The sequence below is a fragment of the Streptomyces megasporus genome (assembly GCF_000718985.1).
Lineage (GTDB): Bacteria > Actinomycetota > Actinomycetes > Streptomycetales > Streptomycetaceae > Streptomyces > Streptomyces megasporus.
The window spans coordinates 119,302-136,578 of the sequence record NZ_JODL01000008.1 but is presented as its reverse complement, the minus strand read 5'-3'; the positions used below and the strand labels follow the sequence as shown (position 1 = coordinate 136,578).

Annotated in this window: 15 protein-coding genes, 1 tRNA gene and 1 pseudogene; 7 read left to right on the top strand and 10 right to left on the bottom strand. The window is 71.9% G+C overall.

What is annotated here, in order from left to right; genetic code table 11:
* Window positions 1-67 precede the first annotated feature (67 nt).
* Both IF47_RS0110055 and IF47_RS32120 read left to right on the top strand, forming a co-directional pair.
* Window positions 68-796 (top strand): GntR family transcriptional regulator, encoded by a 729-nt coding sequence (locus tag IF47_RS0110055; RefSeq protein WP_031508194.1) that lies wholly within the window; start codon window positions 68-70, stop codon window positions 794-796.
* 865 nt (window positions 797-1,661) lie between these two features.
* Window positions 1,662-1,799: pseudogene (locus tag IF47_RS32120) on the top strand (tyrosine-type recombinase/integrase); the annotation flags it as partial.
* Between the two features lie 159 nt (window positions 1,800-1,958).
* Here the strand turns inward: IF47_RS32120 and IF47_RS0110040 are convergent.
* Window positions 1,959-2,031, bottom strand: a tRNA-Thr gene (locus tag IF47_RS0110040).
* Between the two features lie 194 nt (window positions 2,032-2,225).
* Between IF47_RS0110040 and IF47_RS0110035 the strand changes: the two genes are divergently transcribed.
* From IF47_RS0110035 to IF47_RS0110025, 3 genes are all read left to right on the top strand, one after another.
* On the top strand, window positions 2,226-3,344 hold the full coding sequence (locus IF47_RS0110035; RefSeq protein WP_031508192.1) for an ABC transporter ATP-binding protein: 1,119 nt from the start codon (window positions 2,226-2,228) through the stop codon (window positions 3,342-3,344).
* Between the two features lie 326 nt (window positions 3,345-3,670).
* Window positions 3,671-4,081: a hypothetical protein gene (locus tag IF47_RS0110030; protein ID WP_031508191.1), complete on the top strand. Its 411-nt coding sequence runs from the start codon at window positions 3,671-3,673 to the stop codon at window positions 4,079-4,081.
* Between the two features lie 97 nt (window positions 4,082-4,178).
* A complete protein-coding gene (locus IF47_RS0110025; protein ID WP_031508189.1) occupies window positions 4,179-4,928 on the top strand; it encodes a nucleotidyltransferase family protein in 750 nt (249 codons plus the stop codon).
* 220 nt (window positions 4,929-5,148) lie between these two features.
* On the opposite strand, the gene IF47_RS0110020 is transcribed toward IF47_RS0110025, so the two are convergent.
* From IF47_RS0110020 to IF47_RS0109990, 7 genes are all read right to left on the bottom strand, one after another.
* Window positions 5,149-6,960 (bottom strand): DoxX family protein, encoded by a 1,812-nt coding sequence (locus IF47_RS0110020; protein ID WP_078591696.1) that lies wholly within the window; start codon window positions 6,958-6,960, stop codon window positions 5,149-5,151.
* 146 nt (window positions 6,961-7,106) lie between these two features.
* Window positions 7,107-8,060 carry a 23S rRNA (guanosine(2251)-2'-O)-methyltransferase RlmB gene (gene rlmB / locus IF47_RS0110015; RefSeq protein WP_031508187.1) on the bottom strand — a complete coding sequence of 318 codons (954 nt, stop codon included), beginning with the start codon at window positions 8,058-8,060 and terminating at the stop codon, window positions 7,107-7,109.
* A 98-nt stretch (window positions 8,061-8,158) separates the two neighbouring features.
* Window positions 8,159-9,571 carry a cysteine--tRNA ligase gene (gene cysS / locus IF47_RS0110010; RefSeq protein ID WP_031508186.1) on the bottom strand — a complete coding sequence of 471 codons (1,413 nt, stop codon included), beginning with the start codon at window positions 9,569-9,571 and terminating at the stop codon, window positions 8,159-8,161.
* A gap of 78 nt (window positions 9,572-9,649) precedes the next feature.
* Complete coding sequence (locus IF47_RS0110005; RefSeq protein ID WP_031508185.1) at window positions 9,650-10,060, bottom strand: PPOX class F420-dependent oxidoreductase; 411 nt, start codon at window positions 10,058-10,060, stop codon at window positions 9,650-9,652.
* Window positions 10,061-10,268: 208 nt separating this feature from the next.
* Window positions 10,269-10,778 carry a 2-C-methyl-D-erythritol 2,4-cyclodiphosphate synthase gene (gene ispF, locus IF47_RS0110000; RefSeq protein WP_051717359.1) on the bottom strand — a complete coding sequence of 170 codons (510 nt, stop codon included), beginning with the start codon at window positions 10,776-10,778 and terminating at the stop codon, window positions 10,269-10,271.
* Window positions 10,768-11,568: a 2-C-methyl-D-erythritol 4-phosphate cytidylyltransferase gene (ispD, locus tag IF47_RS0109995; RefSeq protein WP_031508183.1), complete on the bottom strand. Its 801-nt coding sequence runs from the start codon at window positions 11,566-11,568 to the stop codon at window positions 10,768-10,770. Before ispD ends, ispF begins: the two co-directional genes overlap by 11 nt.
* Window positions 11,569-12,031: 463 nt before the next feature.
* Window positions 12,032-12,514 (bottom strand): CarD family transcriptional regulator, encoded by a 483-nt coding sequence (locus IF47_RS0109990; RefSeq protein ID WP_031508181.1) that lies wholly within the window; start codon window positions 12,512-12,514, stop codon window positions 12,032-12,034.
* Window positions 12,515-13,090: 576 nt separating this feature from the next.
* Between IF47_RS0109990 and IF47_RS0109985 the strand changes: the two genes are divergently transcribed.
* Window positions 13,091-13,723, top strand: coding sequence for a copper chaperone PCu(A)C domain-containing protein (locus IF47_RS0109985; protein WP_037732321.1), 633 nt, complete (start codon window positions 13,091-13,093; stop codon window positions 13,721-13,723).
* A gap of 136 nt (window positions 13,724-13,859) precedes the next feature.
* On the opposite strand, the gene phoP is transcribed toward IF47_RS0109985, so the two are convergent.
* Window positions 13,860-14,531 carry a two-component system response regulator PhoP gene (gene phoP / locus IF47_RS0109980; protein WP_483855124.1) on the bottom strand — a complete coding sequence of 224 codons (672 nt, stop codon included), beginning with the start codon at window positions 14,529-14,531 and terminating at the stop codon, window positions 13,860-13,862.
* A 5-nt stretch (window positions 14,532-14,536) separates the two neighbouring features.
* Window positions 14,537-15,964, bottom strand: a complete 1,428-nt coding sequence (locus tag IF47_RS0109975; RefSeq protein ID WP_031508178.1) for a sensor histidine kinase — start codon at window positions 15,962-15,964, stop codon at window positions 14,537-14,539.
* A 241-nt stretch (window positions 15,965-16,205) separates the two neighbouring features.
* Between IF47_RS0109975 and phoU the strand changes: the two genes are divergently transcribed.
* Complete coding sequence (phoU, locus tag IF47_RS0109970; protein WP_031508177.1) at window positions 16,206-16,904, top strand: phosphate signaling complex protein PhoU; 699 nt, start codon at window positions 16,206-16,208, stop codon at window positions 16,902-16,904.
* The last annotated feature ends 373 nt before the right edge of the window (window positions 16,905-17,277 follow it).

Sequence of the window (17,277 nt, the reverse complement as noted above, 5' to 3'; positions counted from 1 at the left end):
ATCCGGGGAAAGCGGATACGCTGGTTGACCAGTTGACTAGGCTGGTTCGGGACGGACGGGCGGGGCTATGGCGTACGAAGTGCCTCCACCGAAGTACGTGCGCCTGGCGCAGACGATTCAGGCGCGCATCGAGGACGGCACGTACCCGCCTGGTGAACGCGTCCCCAGTGAGAACCAACTGGCGCAGACGTTCGGGATGTCTCGCCCGACCGTCGTACGGGCGCTGGAACTCCTCAAGCGGGACGGCTGGCTCGAGTCGCGCCAGGGGTACGGCACGATCGTCCGCGGCCGTCTTGAGGTCGTCGAGGAGAAGGACCGGCGCGGCCGGGCAGCGCTGGAGCGCGAGGAGTCCGGAACGCCGGGGCGCCTCGTAAGCGTGGGGGAAGCCGTGGCTCCGGCGCGGGTCGCCTCCGTGCTCGGCCTGCCGAAGCGGACCAAGGCGCTCGTCCGCCGGTTCCTGGTCGAGGAGGACGGTGAGCCGGTCGAGCTGGTCTCCTCCTACTTTCCCGCCGGCCTGGCGGAGGGCACCGAGCTGGCCGACTCCAAACCGCTGGGCGAGAGCACGCGCGCACACCTGGAGACGCGCAAGAAAGTGCGTTTCGACCATGCGACGGAACGTGTGTCGGCACGCCTGCCCGCAGTGGACGAAGCGGAACTTCTCGGACTGCCCGACGGGGTTCCCGTGCTGAGCGTGCTCGTCGTGGCCTGCGATGCGTCCGGTCAGGCGTTGCAGGTGTCCGACGTGTTGCTGCCTGCGGACCGGCAGGAACTCGAAGACGCCTACCGGCTTACCTGACCAGTTGTGGGAGGACCGGTATGAGACGGCTGACCAGGAGACAGAAGAAGGATGCTGTGGGCTTTCTCCTGGTCGGGCTTATGGCGCTTGGCGGAGTCGGCTACACAGCGGGGTTGGGGCTCCCTGCGGCAGGGATCTCGGGCGAAGAGAGTCGCGTACGCGTGCTCCACTGTGAGACCAAGGGGGGCGGGCGTGGAGGAACCTACACGGAGTGTGCTGCCGAGCGAATCGGGGACGGAGGAGCCGGGGCGTCTTCTGGTGCCGTGAAGGTCAGGTATGAGGGTGCGATCGGAGACGTCATAGCTGTCCGCACCACTCCGTGGGGCTCGCATGTGGCAGTCCATTCCGACCTTCTGGGGCAGGCGGCTTCCTTGGCGGTCCCGCTGTTCATGCTGATGCTCGCCGCAGGCTGCGGGGGCGGGGTGGTCTGGGCTCTGCGCCGGGATCCCGCCGAGTAGAGAACCGTTGTCGAAGTGAAGCCGACCACAACAAGCAGCTTGACAAATCAAGTTGGCAACTCTGGCTTCGAATCTGCTAAGTCAACTTATCGTGTGGTGGCAAGTCGCCCACCAAGGGAGAAGCTCTGCGCGCACCATCCGTGTGGAGACCTCGGCGGCGACGATCCTGCTGACCGAGGCACCCGAGACGGACGGCGGCCACCGCCAAGGAGGCGCACCGCGTGCTGCGGACGGCGCTCACCTCGGCCTGCCGTGAGGAGCCGGTGAGGCGCAACGTGGCGAGTCTCGTCGAGCCGCCGAAGGTGGCCGGCCGCGAGTCGACGCCGTGGACGCTCGACGAGACGCTGACCTTCCTGGAGGTCGCGCGCCGCGACCCGCTGTACGCCACCTTCGTCCTGGCCGTGGCCATGGGCCTGCGGCGCATCCGGCTGCACGACGCCCGGCACGGCTGTGCGACGCTGCTCGCCGCGGCCGGGGTGGCTCCCCGTGTGGTGATGGAGATCCTGGGCCACAGCCGGATCAGCATCACCATGGACGTCTACACGCACGTGGCGCAGGACACCCAACGGGAGGCGATCAGCCACATGGACCGGCTGCTCAGACGGCGCATCGATCGCGGGTGGCCGCCCTCGTTGAGGTCACCTGTGGAGGTCAGAAGCCCCGGACCAATCATGGTCCGGGGCGTTCTCCCTGTTCAGGGCCAGAGCCGCCTGTCGGGCTCGAACCGACGACCTTCGCTTTACAAGAGCGGCGCTCTACCAGCTGAGCTAAGGCGGCGTACGTTGTCGCGCGTACGCAGTGTACCTACATCCCGGCGGAGGACCGCCGGACTTTTCGTCAGCCGCGAACTACTGACAACGGGTGGCCCGTCGGGTTACCGTCAGCGCACGTTCACATGGGTTCACGCCTGTGGGACACCACCTTTACTCGGATCGTCCGGCACGTTCCTGCCGGTGAAGGAGACAACCGACATGGCCACGGTCACCTACGACAAGGCGACCCGGATCTACCCGGGTTCCGACAAGCCCGCCGTCGACCAGCTCGACATCCAGATCGAGGACGGCGAGTTCCTCGTCCTCGTGGGCCCCTCCGGCTGCGGCAAGTCCACCTCCCTGCGCATGCTCGCGGGGCTGGAGGACGTCAACGGCGGCGCCATCCGCATCGGTGACCGTGACGTCACCCACCTTCCGCCCAAGGACCGGGACATCGCGATGGTGTTCCAGAACTACGCGCTGTACCCGCACATGACCGTCGCCCAGAACATGGGCTTCGCGCTGAAGATCGCGGGCGTGCCGAAGGACCAGATCCGCGCGAAGGTCGAGGACGCCGCCAAGATCCTGGACCTGACCCCGTACCTGGACCGCAAGCCCAAGGCGCTCTCCGGTGGTCAGCGGCAGCGTGTGGCGATGGGCCGCGCGATCGTCCGCGAGCCGCAGGTGTTCCTCATGGACGAGCCGCTGTCGAACCTCGACGCCAAGCTCCGCGTCCAGACCCGTACGCAGATCGCGAGCCTCCAGCGCCGGCTGGGCATCACCACCGTCTACGTCACCCACGACCAGACCGAGGCCATGACCATGGGCGACCGGGTGGCCGTGCTCAAGGACGGCGTGCTCCAGCAGATCGACGCGCCGCGCCACATGTACGACAAGCCGGCCAACCTCTTCGTCGCGGGCTTCATCGGCTCCCCGGCGATGAACCTGGTCGAGGTGCCGATCATCGACGGCGGCGTGAAGTTCGGCAACAGCGTGGTCCCGGTCGAGCGCGAGGCGATCGCCGAGGCCGCGAGCAAGGGCGACAAGACCGTCACCGTCGGCATCCGTCCCGAGCACCTGGACGTCGTCAGCGGCGAGGGCTCGGGGATGTCCAAGGACCAGCCCGCGGGTCTGGCCGTCACCGTGAACGTCGTCGAGGAGCTGGGCGCCGACGGTTACGTGTACGGCACCGCCGAGGTCGGCGGCGAGGCGAAGGACCTCATCGTCCGCGTCGGCGCCCGCGAGATCCCGGAGAAGGGCTCCCAGATCCACGTGGTGCCGCAGGTCGGCGAGACCCACGTGTTCTCCACCTCCACCGGTGAGCGGCTGAGCGACTGAGCCGCGCGGCGGCGTCCGGGGCACTCGACAACGGCCGCACGACGGCCGGCAGGGGTCCGCACCACCCGCGGTACGCGGGGGTGCGGACCCCTCGTCGTTCCTCCGAGGCGTTCGCGCAAGGACGTTCGCGCAAGGACCGGAGGGGCGTCCGGAAGCGTGTCCGGAAGGCGTCCGGAGAGGCCGTTCGTCAACACGCTCCGGGCGATATGGGGCCCTCCGTCACCCAGGGGGGTGACCAAATGTCGCCAAATCACTACTCCTCGCTACGATCACAACCGCCCCTCAACGGGCTCCCCGAAACCGTCCTCGCGAGGAAGGCTCCAGCAGTGAATCCGGTAGCGCGCCACATCGGCAGGACTCTCGCTCTCGTCCTCCCGGTCGTCCTGGTCCTGTCCGGGACCCTCGCCGTCACCCGCGTCTCCTGGGCTCCCTCGCCCTACGAGACCCAGGTCCTCACCGCCTCTTCGGAGAAGAAGGCACCCCGCGACCGCGCCCCGCACGAGGCGGTGCGCGACCGGCTCGTCGCGGAACTCCAGGAGAAGGACCCGGGCGTCGCCCTGACGAGCCTGCAGGAGGAGATGAACCGCAGGCCGTCCCTGGCGAGGCACTGCACCTCCATCGCGCGGGCCCTGGGCCGGGCCGCGGTGCGGAAGTACGGTTCCCCGCAGCGCGCCCACGTGTACTCGCGCCCGGTGTGCGACACCTCCTTCGCCGCGGGGATCGCCGAGTCCCGCTGACCGACGCGCTCCCCGGGTGCCCCCCGGCACAGCCGGGCGCCTCGGGGAACGCCGGGTACCGGGTGGCCGCGGAGACGGGTGCGCATATCGTCTCCGCATGACTCTCGACGCCCAGTTCGCGCACATCCACCCGACCCAGGCCGTGGTCCTGGCCGGCGGCCAGGGGTCACGGCTGCGTCCGTACACCGACGACCGCCCCAAGCCGATGGTCGAGATCCCCGGCACCGGGACTCCGATCATCGGTCACCAGCTCGCCTGGCTGGCCGACGAGGGCGTCACCGACGTCGTGATCTCCTGCGGCCACCTCGCCGAGGTGCTCCAGGAGTGGCTGACGGCCGCCGAGTTGCCGCTGCGGGTGACGACCGTCGTCGAGAAGGAGCCCCTGGGCCGCGGTGGCGGCCTGAAGTACGCCGCCGCCTCGCTCCCCCGCCCCGACGAGCCGTGGTACGCCACCAACGGCGACATCTGGACGCGCTTCCCGCTGCGCGAGATGGCCGAGTTCCACGCCGAGCGCGACGCCACCGCCACCGTGGCGCTGGCCCGTCCGCGCATCCCCTGGGGGGCCGTGGAGACCGACGAGTTCGGCCACGTCCTGGACTTCATCGAGGCCCCGCCCTCCCCGTACCTGATCAACGCGGGCGTCTACGTCTTCTCCGCGCCCTTCACCGCGATGCTGCCCGACCGCGGCGACCACGAGCGGACCACGTTCCCCCGCCTGGCGCGCGAACGCACCCTGGCGGGCTACCAGATCCCGCAGGGCGCGTACTGGCGGGCCATCGACACCGCCAAAGACCTCACCGAGGCCGCCAAGGAACTCGCGTCCCAGGGCCGTTCCCGGTCCCGGTAGTCCCCTACCGGAACGCCGGTTCCGCCGGTTCTGCTGATTCTGACGGTTCCGCCGGTTTCGCGAGAGTTGCTTCCGCAGGCGCCCCCGAAGGCGTTCCAGGGGTCCCCAAGAGCCCTTACGAAGGGCGTCCGAGAGCCGTCCCCCGCCCGTTCGACCACGGTTCCGTCGCCCGTGCGCACCGGTGCGCACGGGCGACGGAACCGTGTGTCGGGCGCCGGCGTCAGCCCAACAGGCCGCCCAGCGCGCCGCGACCGCCCTCGTCGCTGTCGCCGTCGTCGCCGCCGCCGTCCTCCCCGCCGCCGGGGCCGCCGCCCGTGCCGGCGTCACCGCCGCCGGCGCCGTCGGTGTCCGTGGGGGTGCCGGGCTCGGGGGCCGGGAGGTCGGGTCGCTGTGGGGCCTGTACGGTCTGCCGCTGGCTCGGCGGACCCGGTTCGCCGCTGCCGGTGCTGCCCGCGCCGGGGGTGGTCGATCCCGGCGAGGGGGCGGCCGGGCTCGGCGCCGCCGAGGCGTCCGCGTCGGGCCGTCCGGTGCTCGAACCCGGGGCGGCCGGGCTCGGACGCTCCTCGGAGTTCCGGGGCAGCGGCGAGCCCGGTTGGTTGTTGGTCAGCGGGCCGCCCGGCTCGGGCACGGTGGCGACCCGCGCGGAACGCACCGCGCTGCCCATCACCGAGCCGATCAGGAGCGTCAGGCCGAGCACGACCGCCGCGACGACCGTGCCGCGACGCAGCACGCGCCGCCGCAGCTCCCACGCCTCCACCCGCGGTCCGAGCGTCCGCCAGGCCTCGCCCGCCAGACGCGCGTCCAGCGAGTAGTACGGGGCGCCCGCGATGGCCAGGGGGCTCCAGGCCGCCAGGTAGATGATGTCGGGGGTGTCGTACACCGGGACGGTGCGCCAGCTCACCGTCATGATCAGGGCCGCCGACAGCAGTACCCCGATGCCGGCCGCGACCCGCTGCCACAGCCCCAGGACGGTCAGCACGCCGACGACGATCTGGAGGAAGGCGACGGAGAGCCCGGCGCCGACGGGGTGGGCGAGCGCGAAGCCGTGCAGCGGTTCGGCCACGGCCCAGGGCTCCAGGGACCTCAACCAGCTCACCAGCGAACCGCGTTCGTCGCCGTCGAAGTAGACCGGGTCGCAGAGCTTGCCCATCCCGGCGTAGACGGAGATGAGGCCGAGGAAGATCCGCAGCGGCAGCAGGACGACGCCGAGGTTCATCCGACGGCCGGGGTAGTAGCCGTGCCGCGGGAGTTCGCGCCGGTGCCGCGTCTCCTCCTCGAAGTCGTCCTCGAAGTCCGGCTCGAAGCTCTCCTCGAAGTCCCCCTCGTCGCCCTCGCCGTCGTCCGTCCCGTAGGGGTCGTGCGGGCCGTACGGGAGAGCGTCCTCCTCGGGGACGTCGTACGCGCCCTCGGCGGGCCGTACGCCGTCGAGCAACGGACGCTCGAACAGCGGGCGCTCGGGGGGCCGGGGCGCGCGGGGGGCGATGATCGTGGGCGGCCCGCCGTCGACGGTGGTGACGGCCGAGGTGCGCGGCCCGTCCCCCAGCGGCCCGCCGTCCAGTGGCCTGTCGCCCAGCAGCCCGTCGTCCAGGGGCGGGGCGGCACCCGGCACCACGCGCGGCAGCACCTGGGTGGTGGAGTTGAGCGCGTCGCCCTCGAGGTTGGCGCGGCGGACCGCCTGGAGCAGCCGCGTGGCCCGTACGTCGCCGGGTTCGGTCCGACCGCTCCACACCACGGGCGTACGGCGCCTGGTGGCCCGCCGGACCGGAACGGCCCCGCGGACGGCGACCGGCACGTCGCCCCCGACCGGTCCACGGGGGCGGCCCCCGGCCGGTACGCGCGGCCGGGACGGCGGGGAGGCGAGGTGCACCCTGAAGCTCGCGTGGTTGACGACGACCTCGGCGGGGTCGCTGGGCACCTTGACCGTGCTCAGCACCGACTCCTCGTCGAAGAAACCGCGCGATTTTCCTCCCGGGGCCTCCTCGGGGCGGTGGCCCGAGCCGGGGGACTGTGTGCCGGGTGTTCTGGTGTCCACACTCCTCTAACCGAGTGACGGACGCATAGGACACTGCCTGGGCATCCCGGATCTGTCGGGGGCCCGTCAAGAGACACCGCGGCCCGCCGGGAGGACTCCGGCGGGCCGCGTCGAGACGTGCGGTGGGGGCGGGGTGGGGCGTGCGGTCAGGGACGGCGCCGGCGGGCGGCCTCGTAGAGGGCCACGCTCGCGGCGACGCCCGCGTTGAGGGACTCCGCGCCGCCCGGCATCGGGATGCGCACCCGCAGGTCGCAGGTCTCTCCGACCAGTCGGGACAGGCCCTTGCCCTCGCTGCCGACCACGATCACCAGCGGACCGTCCAGCGCGGCCACGTCCTGGAGTTCGGCCTCTCCGTCGGCCGCCAGGCCGATCACGAACAGCCCCTCCTTCTGGTACGCCTCCAGCGTGCGGGTGAGGTTCGTCGCCCGCGCGACCGGGGTGCGGGCGGCGGTGCCCGCCGACGTCTTCCAGGCACCCGCCGTCATGCCGGCCGCGCGGCGCTCGGGGACGACCACGCCGTGACCGCCGAAGGCGGTGACCGAGCGGACCACCGCGCCCAGGTTGCGCGGGTCGGTGACGCCGTCGAGCGCGACGATCAGCGGGTCCTCGCCCTCGTCGTAGGCCGCGGCGGAGAGGTCCTCGGGGTGCGCGTACTCGTACGGCGGGATCTGGAGGACCAGGCCCTGGTGGTTGAGCCCGTTCGTCATCCGGTCCAGCTCGGGGCGGGGAGCCTCCATCAGGTGGATGCCACCGCGGTCGGCGGCGAGCTGGAGGGCCTCGCGGACCCGCTCGTCGTTGTCGATGAACTGCTGGACGTAGAGCGTGTTCGCGGGCACGCCCTCGCGCAGCGCCTCGACCACCGGGTTGCGGCCGACGACCAGTTCCGGGCCGCTCTTCCCGCCGCGTCGGGCGGCGGGCCGGCGGGCGGCCTGCCGGGCCTTGGCGTTGGCGATGCGGTTCTTCACATGGCCCTTGCGCATCTCGGCGGGCGGCGTCGGGCCCCTGCCCTCCAGGCCGCGGCGCCGCTTGCCGCCACTGCCGACCTGCGCGCCCTTCTTGTTGGACGTACGGCGGTTACGGCGTTGGCTGTTCCCGGCCATCGGGATCACTCATCTCTTCTTGCTGCTCGGCGGTTGGGACGTGTCGGGCGCGGGCGGTACCCGACGGGAGGCGCTCGGCGGGGCGTTCGGCGGGACGCTCAGCGGACGTCCCGCGGGCCCAGTTCCCAGCGGGGGCCGGAGGGAGTGTCCTCGATGGTCAGGCCCGCCCGCTGGAGTTGGTCGCGGATGGCGTCGGCCGTGGCGTAGTCCTTGCGGGCCCGTGCCGCCTGACGCTGCTCCAGCACCAGGCCGACCAGGGCGTCCACGGCCTCGCTCAGCTCCTCGCCGCGTTCGCCGCCGCCGTCGCCCGTCCAGTGCGGGTCGAGGGGGTCGAGGCCGAGCACGCCCAGCATCGCCCGTACGTCGGCCAGCGCGGCGGCCACCGCGTCCTTGTCGCCGTCGGCCAGCGCGGCGTTGCCCTGCCGGACGGCGGTGTGGACGACGGCGAGCGCCTGCGGGACGCCGAAGTCGTCGTCCATCGCCGCCGCGAAGTCCTCCGGCACCTCGGCCGCCGGCTCCACCGAGCCGGCCCGCTCCACGGCGCGCTGGACGAAGCCTTCGATCCGGCCGAAGGCGGCCTCGGCCTCGCGCAGGGCCTCCTCGCTGTACTCGATCGTCGAGCGGTAGTGCGGGGTGCCCAGGTAGTAGCGGAGCACGATGGGCCGCCACTGTTTGACCATCTCGGAGACGAGCACCGAGTTGCCCAGCGACTTGGACATCTTCTCGCCGCTCATCGTCACCCAGGCGTTGTGCACCCAGTAGCGGGCGAACTCGTCGCCGTACGCCGTGGACTGCGCGATCTCGTTCTCGTGGTGCGGGAAGACGAGGTCGATGCCGCCGCCGTGGATGTCGAAGGCGCTGCCCAGGTACTTGTGGGCCATCGCCGAGCACTCCAGGTGCCAGCCGGGACGGCCGCGCCCCCAGGGCGTCTCCCAGCTCGGCTCGCCGGGCTTGGCGGCCTTCCACATCGCGAAGTCGCGGGGGTCGCGCTTGCCGGTCTCGCCCTCGCCGGAGGGCTGGCGCAGGTCGTCCAGGTCCTGGTTGGAGAGGGAGAGGTAGCCGGGGAGGGAGCGCACGTCGAAGTAGACGTTGCCGTCGGCGGCGTAGGCGTGGCCGGTGTCGATCAGCGCGCGCATCATCTCGACCATCTCGGGGATGTGGCCGGTGGCGCGCGGCTCGTAGGTGGGCGGCAGGCAGCCGAGCGCGGTGTAGGCGTCGTCGAAGGCGCGCTCGTTGGCGTAGCCGATCGCCCACCAGGGGCGGCCCTGCTCGACGGACTTCGCGATGATCTTGTCGTCGATGTCCGTGACGTTGCGGACGAACGTCACCTCATAGCCGCGGTGGGCGAACCAGCGGCGCATGATGTCGAAGTTCAGTCCCGAGCGGATGTGACCGATGTGCGGGGGTGCCTGCACGGTGGCACCACACAGATAGATCGAGACACAGCCCGATGTCAGCGGGGTGAAGTCGCGGATCTTCCGGGCGCTGGTGTCGTACAGGCGAAGAGTCACGGGCCCAAGGGTAGTCGGAAACGCAAGCCCTCCCGTGCCGCTCCCGGGACACGAGGCCGACGGATTCCCGGGCCCCGGTCAGGAGACGAGCGTGCCGACGACCTTCTCGGGGGTGATCCGGACGACGACGCGCTGGGCGTCCCGCGCCGACGCGGGGTTGAACTCGGCGTACGGCTTGCCGCTGTACTTCACCGACAGCTCGTCGATCAGCTCCGGTCCGCCCTCGGTGGTCATGGTGGCGGTGCCGCGGACCTCGGCGTAGCTGTACGGCTCGTCGGGGTCGATGACGACGACCGAGAGGCGCGGGTCGCGTTCGAGGTTCTTCGCCTTGCGCCGGTCCACGGTGGTGGAGATCAGCAGGTCGTCGCCGTCCCGCTTGACCCACACCGGCGAGGCCTGGGGGCGGCCGTCGGGCTGGACGGTGGTCACGGTGACGAAGACGGGGCGGTCGAGGAGACGCCTAAGCTGGTCCGACAGGTGGGCTGCCACGGTGGCTTCCCTTCTTCATGGAGGTGGTCGACGGTCGTGCGCGGATGCCTCTGGGGGCACCGTAGACGACCGTCGGCCGTGCCACGGGCCGACGCGCGCCGATCGGGCCGCCGATGCGGCGCTTCGGCCGCGTCCGTTCGGGCGCGCCCCTGGGAAGCGCACCCCTTCTGAAGCGCGCGTTCGGACAGCCCGCGTCCAGGCGGCGCGCTCAGACGCGGCGGACGACCAGCGCCGTGGCCACCGCGGCCAGTCCCTCGGCTCGTCCGGTCAGGCCCAGTCCGTCGGTGGTGGTGCCGGAGACGGACACCGGGGCACCGACCGCGGCCGAGAGCGCCTTCCGCGCCTCCTCGCGCCGCTTGCCGATCTTGGGCCGTACGCCGATGACCTGGATCGCCACGTTACCGATCTCGAAGCCCTCCGCCCGGACGATCCGGGCCGCCTCGGCGAGGAGGGCGACGCCCGAGGCCCCGGCCCACTCGGGGCGGTCGGTGCCGAAGTGGGCGCCGAGGTCGCCCAGGCCGGCCGCGGAGAACAGGGCGTCGCAGGCGGCGTGCGCGGCGACGTCGCCGTCGGAGTGACCGGCCAGACCGTGCGTCTCGCCCTCCCAGAGGAGGCCGGCGCACCACAGTTCGCGCCCCTCCTCGAAGGCGTGCACGTCCGTGCCGATCCCCACCAGGGGCAGCGGGGACGTCCGGGAAGCGGACGGTTCAGAAGCCATCGGTGGCCCTCCTGCGGGCGAGCACGGCCTCGGCGAGCACGAGGTCCAGCGGACGGGTGACCTTGAACGCCTCCTCGTGGCCGGGGACGAGCACCACGGGGACGCCCATCCGCTCCACCAGTCCGGCGTCGTCGGTGGCGCCCTCGCCCTCGCGGGGGGCCTCCTGGTGCGCCTTGACGAGCGTGGCCCGGTCGAAGCCCTGGGGGGTCTGCACGGCGCGCAGCAGGGACCTCTCGGGCGTGTCCACCACCGGTTCGGGCTCCCCGGCCGGCACGTCGGGCGCGATCCGCTTGACCGTGTCGGTGACGGGCAGGGCGGGGACGACGGCGGGGGCCCCGTTCCGTACGGCCGCCGCGACGGCCTCCACGGTCTCCACGGGGACCAGCGGACGGGCGGCGTCGTGGACGAGGACCACGTCGGTGTCGTCGGTGAGGGCCGTCAGGCCCCGGGCCACCGACTCCTGCCGGGTCTCGCCCCCGGCGACGACGACCACCTCGGTGGTGCCGGCGGAGCCGGGCAGGGGGTGCTCGTCGAGGAGGGTGCGGACGGCCGCGGCGCCGTCCGGCGGGGCCACGACGACCACGAGGGAGACCGTCCGGGCCTTCGCCACGGCGCGGACGGCGTGGACGAGCATCGGGGTGCCGCCCAGGGAGCGCAGCGCCTTGGGGGCGCCGCGACCGAGCCGTACGCCGCGGCCCGCGGCGGGGATGACCACGGCGGTGCGGCCGGCGGGTACGGGCGGGGACGCCGCGTCCGTCGCCTCGGCCGCGACGGACACCGCGACGGACATCGATTCATCTGGCATTGGCTGCACGTTCAGGTTTGTGTCCTCGGCGGAGGTGGGTATGGCACACAGCGTGCCGGGCGTGACGCACCGATCGGCCCCTTCCGTGACGACCGGTCGAGCAGCCGCCCGGGCCCGGCCCTTCGGCGCCTGACGGTGCCGTGCGGCCTGGCGATCGCTCCCGCACCGTTCGGTGCGCCCCCGGATGTGCCGCGGTCCGGATACGCCGCAGCGCCCGGCGAAGGACTCGTGTCCTCACTCGGGCACCGCGGCACCGTTCACGTTCACTTCGCATGCGCCGGCCGTCGTCTCCACCGATGGGGAGTCCTCTCACCGGCCGGGGTCGTACGTGGTGTTCCGACTGTTCACCGAAGCGGTCGTGTTCACTTGGACGGATGTCGTCGACGGGTGGCGACGAGCGTCGTACACCCACCGTCACGGAACCGGTGCGGGCGGCCCGTGTGTCGGTTCAGGACGCCAGAACCTCGTCGAGCAGCGCCTCCGCCTTGTCCTCGTTGGTGTTCTCCGCCAGGGCCAGCTCGCTCACCAGGATCTGCCGAGCCTTGGCGAGCATCCGCTTCTCACCCGCGGAGAGTCCGCGCTCGCGCTCCCGGCGCCACAGGTCGCGCACGACCTCGGCCACCTTGATCACGTCACCGGAAGCGAGCTTCTCCAGATTCGCCTTGTACCGACGGGACCAGTTGGTCGGCTCCTCGGCATAGGGCGCGCGGAGCACCTCGAAGACCCGGTCGAGGCCGTCCTGGCCGACCACGTCGCGCACGCCGACGAGCTCCGCGTTTTCCGCCGGTACGCGCACCTCCAGGTCGCCCTGCGCGACCTTCAGAACCAAGTAGGTCTTGTCCACGCCTTTGATCTGGCGAGTTTCGATGGCCTCGATCAGCGCGGCCCCGTGATGGGGATAGACCACGGTGTCGCCAACCTTGAACGTCATGTGACAGGTACCCCTTCCGTGGCTATCCAGGGTAACACGGGAGCGCCCTCTTCTGAATGGCGTTTTCGCAGGTCAGGGCATATCTCGGGGCTTGACAACAGCGCCCGGATCGTGCTGCGAGGGGGCAGCGGAACCAGGAATTCGCAGGTGAGAGGGGCTGTGCGAGGGGCGTGAAACGCGCGCGTCACCACCCTCGGAGAGCCCATCAGAAACACCCGTACGTCCGTTTTGTCGGAATCCTTGGGTCGGGCGAACGGCCCTGTCGATATTGATCAGCCACCCCGTGAACGGCTCGTCCGTCGATTTCCGGCGAACCTTCCGAGCGCCCTTCCGCGGGGCGTTCCGGGGAATGCGCGTAATCGTTCGCACGGACGTGCAGTCGATATTCCGCCGGCCGACTCCGCGCCCGCGCTTCTCGACCGCGCCCGTCTCCGGGCCGCCCCTCGAAGGCCGTTCGCACCGTTCGGCCCACCCCGGCGAGACGCTTCGAGGCGGGTCGGGTGAGGATGCCGCGAAGGGGGTCGGTACGCTGAGCCTCGCCGACAGACCACCCACCCGCTAGGAGTTGCCGCCGCCGTGAGCAGCAGCCTTCGACGCGGCGCCCTCGCCGCCTCCACCCTTGCGCTCTCGATCGCAGCCCTGACCGCCTGCGGTGCCGGGCCCGACGCACAGAGCCTGAACATCCAGGCCGACAACGCCTCCACCGCCGTCGGTGACATCGAGATCCAGAACGTCAACATCGTCACCGACGAGGACGGCTCGGGCCCCGCCTCCGTCTCGGCCCGCATCTTCAACAACGGTTCCGAGGACGAGAGGCTGGAGTCCATCACGATCGCCGGTTCCGGCGAGACCGCGGAACTCAGCCCGGCCGAGGGCCAGGACCTGACCGTCCCGGCGGGTGGCTCCCTGGCGCTGGGCGGCGAGGGCAACGCCTCCGCGCTCATCCCCGACGCCGACCAGGCGGGCATCTCGGACGGCAACGCCCAGCCGATCGTCTTCGAGCTCAGCTCGACCGGCCGGGTGGAGATGCGCGTGACCGTGGTCCCGGAGACCGGCGCCTGGGCGGGCTACGGCCCCAGCGCCGCTCCGACGCAGGAGGCCCGGAACCCCGAGCCGGGCGGCTCCGAGTCCGCCTCGCCCGAGGCGAGCGCCTCCGCCGCGGAGAACGGCGAGCCCGGTGACGCCGTCGAGCCCGCCGAAACGGAGTAACGCGCGGAGCGCCGGCCCCGCCGCGCCACCCGCGCCACCACCGCGCTGAGACGACGGTGGGGCCGCCCCCACACGGGGCGGCCCCACCGTCGTCTCGGTCGTGTGCCGCCACGCCACGCGCGGCGGCACACGACCGTCACGGCTCGAACTTGTAGCCCAGCCCCCGCACCGTCACCAGGTAGCGCGGCGCGCTCGGGTCCGGCTCGATCTTGGCGCGCAATCTCTTGACGTGCACGTCCAGCGTCTTGGTGTCGCCGACGTAGTCCGCGCCCCAGACGCGGTCTATCAGTTGCATGCGGGTCAGCACCCGGCCGGCGTTGCGCAGGAGCATCTCCAGCAGGTCGAACTCCTTCAGCGGCAGGTCGACCTTGCTGCCCCCGACCGTCACCACGTGCCGATCCACGTCCATGCGCACCGGCCCGGCCTCCAGGGCCGCCGAGACGGCCTCCTCGGGCTCGCCGCGCCGCCGCAGCACGGCCCGGATGCGGGCCACCAGCTCGCGGGAGGAGAAGGGCTTGGTCACGTAGTCGTCGGCTCCTATCTCCAGGCCGACGACCTTGTCGATCTCGCTGTCCTTGGCGGTCACCATGATGACCGGGACGTTGGAGCGACCGCGCAACTGACGGCACACCTCCGTGCCGGGCAGTCCCGGCAGCATCAGGTCGAGCAGCACCAGATCGGCGCCGTTGCGCTCGAACTCCTCCAGGCCGTCCGGGCCCGTGGAGGCGACGGCCACCTCGAAACCTTCCTTGCGCAGCATGTACGACAGTGCGTCGCTGAACGATTCCTCGTCCTCGACGACGAGCACTCGGGTCACGGGAGGACCTCCGGGGCTGGAGCGGAATGATGATCGTTGGAGTCGTGGGGGGATGTGGGGGATCGAGGGGCGGTCCGGTGCGGGTGCCCGGAACCGCGGTCCGTGCCGTCGCGGGCGCCGCGGTCGTGGTCCTCGCGGACGTCTCCGTCGGCGGCGTCGGCGTAGTCGGCGTGTTCGGCGGCGTCGGCGCCAGTGTCGCCGAAGTCCGTCGGTTCGCGCAGCGCGCCCGCCGCCCGCTGCCGCTCGCGCCGCCGGGCCTCCTCGCGCTCCCGCGCGCTGCCGGCCTCCGGCAGGCGCAGGGTGAAGGTGGAGCCCTGGCCCTCGGCGCTCCACACCGTGACCTCCCCGCCGTGCGAGGCGGCCACGTGCTTGACGATGGCCAGGCCCAGGCCGGTGCCGCCGGTGGCTCGGGAGCGGGCCGGGTCGACGCGGTAGAAGCGTTCGAAGATCCGCTCCTTGTCCTTGTCGGAGATCCCGATGCCCTGGTCGGTCACCGCGACCTCGATCATGTCACCGCCCGGGGCCGCGACCCTGCGCCCGGAGATGCCCACCCGGGTGCGGGACGGGGAGTAGTTCACGGCGTTCTCCACCAGGTTGCCGAGCGCCGCCGCGAGCTGCCCGCGGTTGCCCCACACGTGGAGGCCGGCGGTGCCGCCCGTGGCGATGGTGATCTGCTTGGCGCCCGCCTGCTGGCGGCAGCGGTCGATGGCCTCGGCCACCAGCTCGTCCACCCGGACGGGCTCGGAGTCATCCAGCGGGTCGTCGTTCTGCACCCGCGACAGGTCGATCAGCTCCTGGACGAGGTTGGTCAGCCGTGTCGCCTCGGTCTGCATGCGGCCGGCGAAGCGCTCCACCGCCTCGGGGTCGTCGGAGGCGTCCATCACCGCCTCCGACAGCAGCGAGAGCGCGCCGACCGGTGTCTTCAGCTCGTGGCTGACGTTCGCCACGAAGTCCCGGCGCACCGCCTCGATGCGCCGGGCCTCGGTCATGTCCTCCACCAGCAGCAGGACGAGCCGGGAGCCCAGGGGTGCCACCCGCGCGGAGACGGCCAGGGCCTCCCCCCGGCCGGTGCCGCGCCGCGGCAGCTCGAGGTCGGTCTGACGGATCTCGCCGTCGCGGCGGGTGTCGCGGGCCATCCGGAGCATCGGCTCCACGACGAGCTTCCCGCCGCGCACCAGCCCGAGGGCGTACGCGGCCGAGCTGGCCTTGACCACGGCGTCGGACTCGTCCAGCACGACGGCGGACGATCGGAGGACGGACAGCACGGTGTCCACACCCGGAGGCAGCACGGCCTCGGTGTGGAGGGAACTGCGCGTGGGACGGGCCTGCTCGCGTTCGCTCCAGCGGAACGCGAGCACCGCGATCACGCCGGTGCACACCCCGGCGATCGCTGCCACTGCGGCGACCGCCGCGTTCACGTCCATGTGTCCAGGTTAAGCAGGCCCCGGAAGACGGCCGTAGCTGTTCGGGGTCCTACTCGAACACTCGTCTCCGAGAGTTCACGTCGGTGTCGGTGCCGGTTCACTTGGGCGGGCGGAGCCGGTCGTGTTTCGGACGGAACGTGGGAGCGTAGGGGGAACAGCGGGGGGCCTTGTGCCCCAACCGGTCCCCGGGCCCCACGGGGCCGGGCCCCCACGGTCACGTCATGCGAGGGGAAGGAAAGTCATGCGGGACGCGTACCACGAGGAGCTGGACTCGATCGGTGACGGCCTGGTCGAGATGGCCCGGCTCGTCGGCTCCGCGATCGGCCGAGCCACCACGGCGATGCTGGACGCGGACCTCCATCTCGCCGAGAGCGTGATCGCCGCGGACGAGAAGGTGGACGACCTCCAGCGGGAGCTGGAGACCAAGGCCATAACCCTGCTGGCCCGCCAGCAGCCGGTCGCCACCGACCTGCGGATCGTCGTCACCTCCCTGCGGATGAGCGCCGACCTGGAGCGCTCGGGCGACCTGGCGCAGCACGTCGCCAAGGTGGCCCGGCTGCGCTACCCCGAGTCGGCGGTGCCGCGGGACCTCCAGGCGACCATTCTGGAGATGGGTCAGCTCGCGCAGCGCCTGATGGCCAAGGCGCGCGAGGTCATCATCACCAAGGACGTCGACCTGGCGCTCCAGTTGGAGCAGGACGACGACGCGATGGACCTCCTCCACCGCACCCTCTTCCAGCACCTGATGGACGACCGCTGGAAGCACGGCATCGAGACGGCCGTGGACGTCACCCTGCTGGGCCGCTACTACGAGCGCTTCGCCGACCACGCGGTCTCGGTGGCCCGTCGCGTCGTCTACCTGGTCACCGGCGACTACGCGGACGAGGTGGACCCGGCCGCCGGCGCGGACGCGGAGAGCGCCCGGAGCAAGAACGCCTGACCCGGCTCCGCCTCACGCGCCCCCGCCCACGCGGGGGCGCGGGCCGTGCCTCCACGCGCCGTTGACGCGCTCGGTGGGTGGGGACGTCAATGGGTTGCGGAGGAGCACCGGCGACAACCGGTGAGAACCGGCTGAGGAGGTACTCATGGCGGACTTCCCGACCCCGTCCACGGCGGCCGAGCGGGCTGACGAACGACGCTCACTGCCCGTGCTGGGGGCCTGCGGCTGCGGGTCAGGATGCTCGTGCGGCTGCCAGTCCGGCGGCGGCTGCCGGTGCGGCGGTAGCTGCGGCTGACCGCCCGCCCGAGGAGACGACGGAGCAACGGAGCAAGGCGCCGAGGGGCCCGGCCGCACACCGGCGGTCGGGCCCCTC

What these genes read in the sequence shown, in the direction of transcription:
- ispF (WP_051717359.1), bottom strand. Translation starts at nt 10,778, where the DNA reads ATGGCTTCTGAACCGTCCGCTTCCCGGACGTCCCCGCTGCCCCTGGTG.
- rlmB (WP_031508187.1), bottom strand. Translation starts at nt 8,060, where the DNA reads ATGGCCGGGAACAGCCAACGCCGTAACCGCCGTACGTCCAACAAGAAG.
- IF47_RS0109975 (WP_031508178.1), bottom strand. Translation starts at nt 15,964, where the DNA reads ATGGACGTGAACGCGGCGGTCGCCGCAGTGGCAGCGATCGCCGGGGTG.
- phoU (WP_031508177.1), top strand. Translation starts at nt 16,206, where the DNA reads ATGCGGGACGCGTACCACGAGGAGCTGGACTCGATCGGTGACGGCCTG.
- ispD (WP_031508183.1), bottom strand. Translation starts at nt 11,568, where the DNA reads ATGTCCGTCGCGGTGTCCGTCGCGGCCGAGGCGACGGACGCGGCGTCC.
- IF47_RS0110055 (WP_031508194.1), top strand. Translation starts at nt 68, where the DNA reads ATGGCGTACGAAGTGCCTCCACCGAAGTACGTGCGCCTGGCGCAGACG.
- IF47_RS0110035 (WP_031508192.1), top strand. Translation starts at nt 2,226, where the DNA reads ATGGCCACGGTCACCTACGACAAGGCGACCCGGATCTACCCGGGTTCC.
- IF47_RS0110025 (WP_031508189.1), top strand. Translation starts at nt 4,179, where the DNA reads ATGACTCTCGACGCCCAGTTCGCGCACATCCACCCGACCCAGGCCGTG.
- IF47_RS0109990 (WP_031508181.1), bottom strand. Translation starts at nt 12,514, where the DNA reads ATGACGTTCAAGGTTGGCGACACCGTGGTCTATCCCCATCACGGGGCC.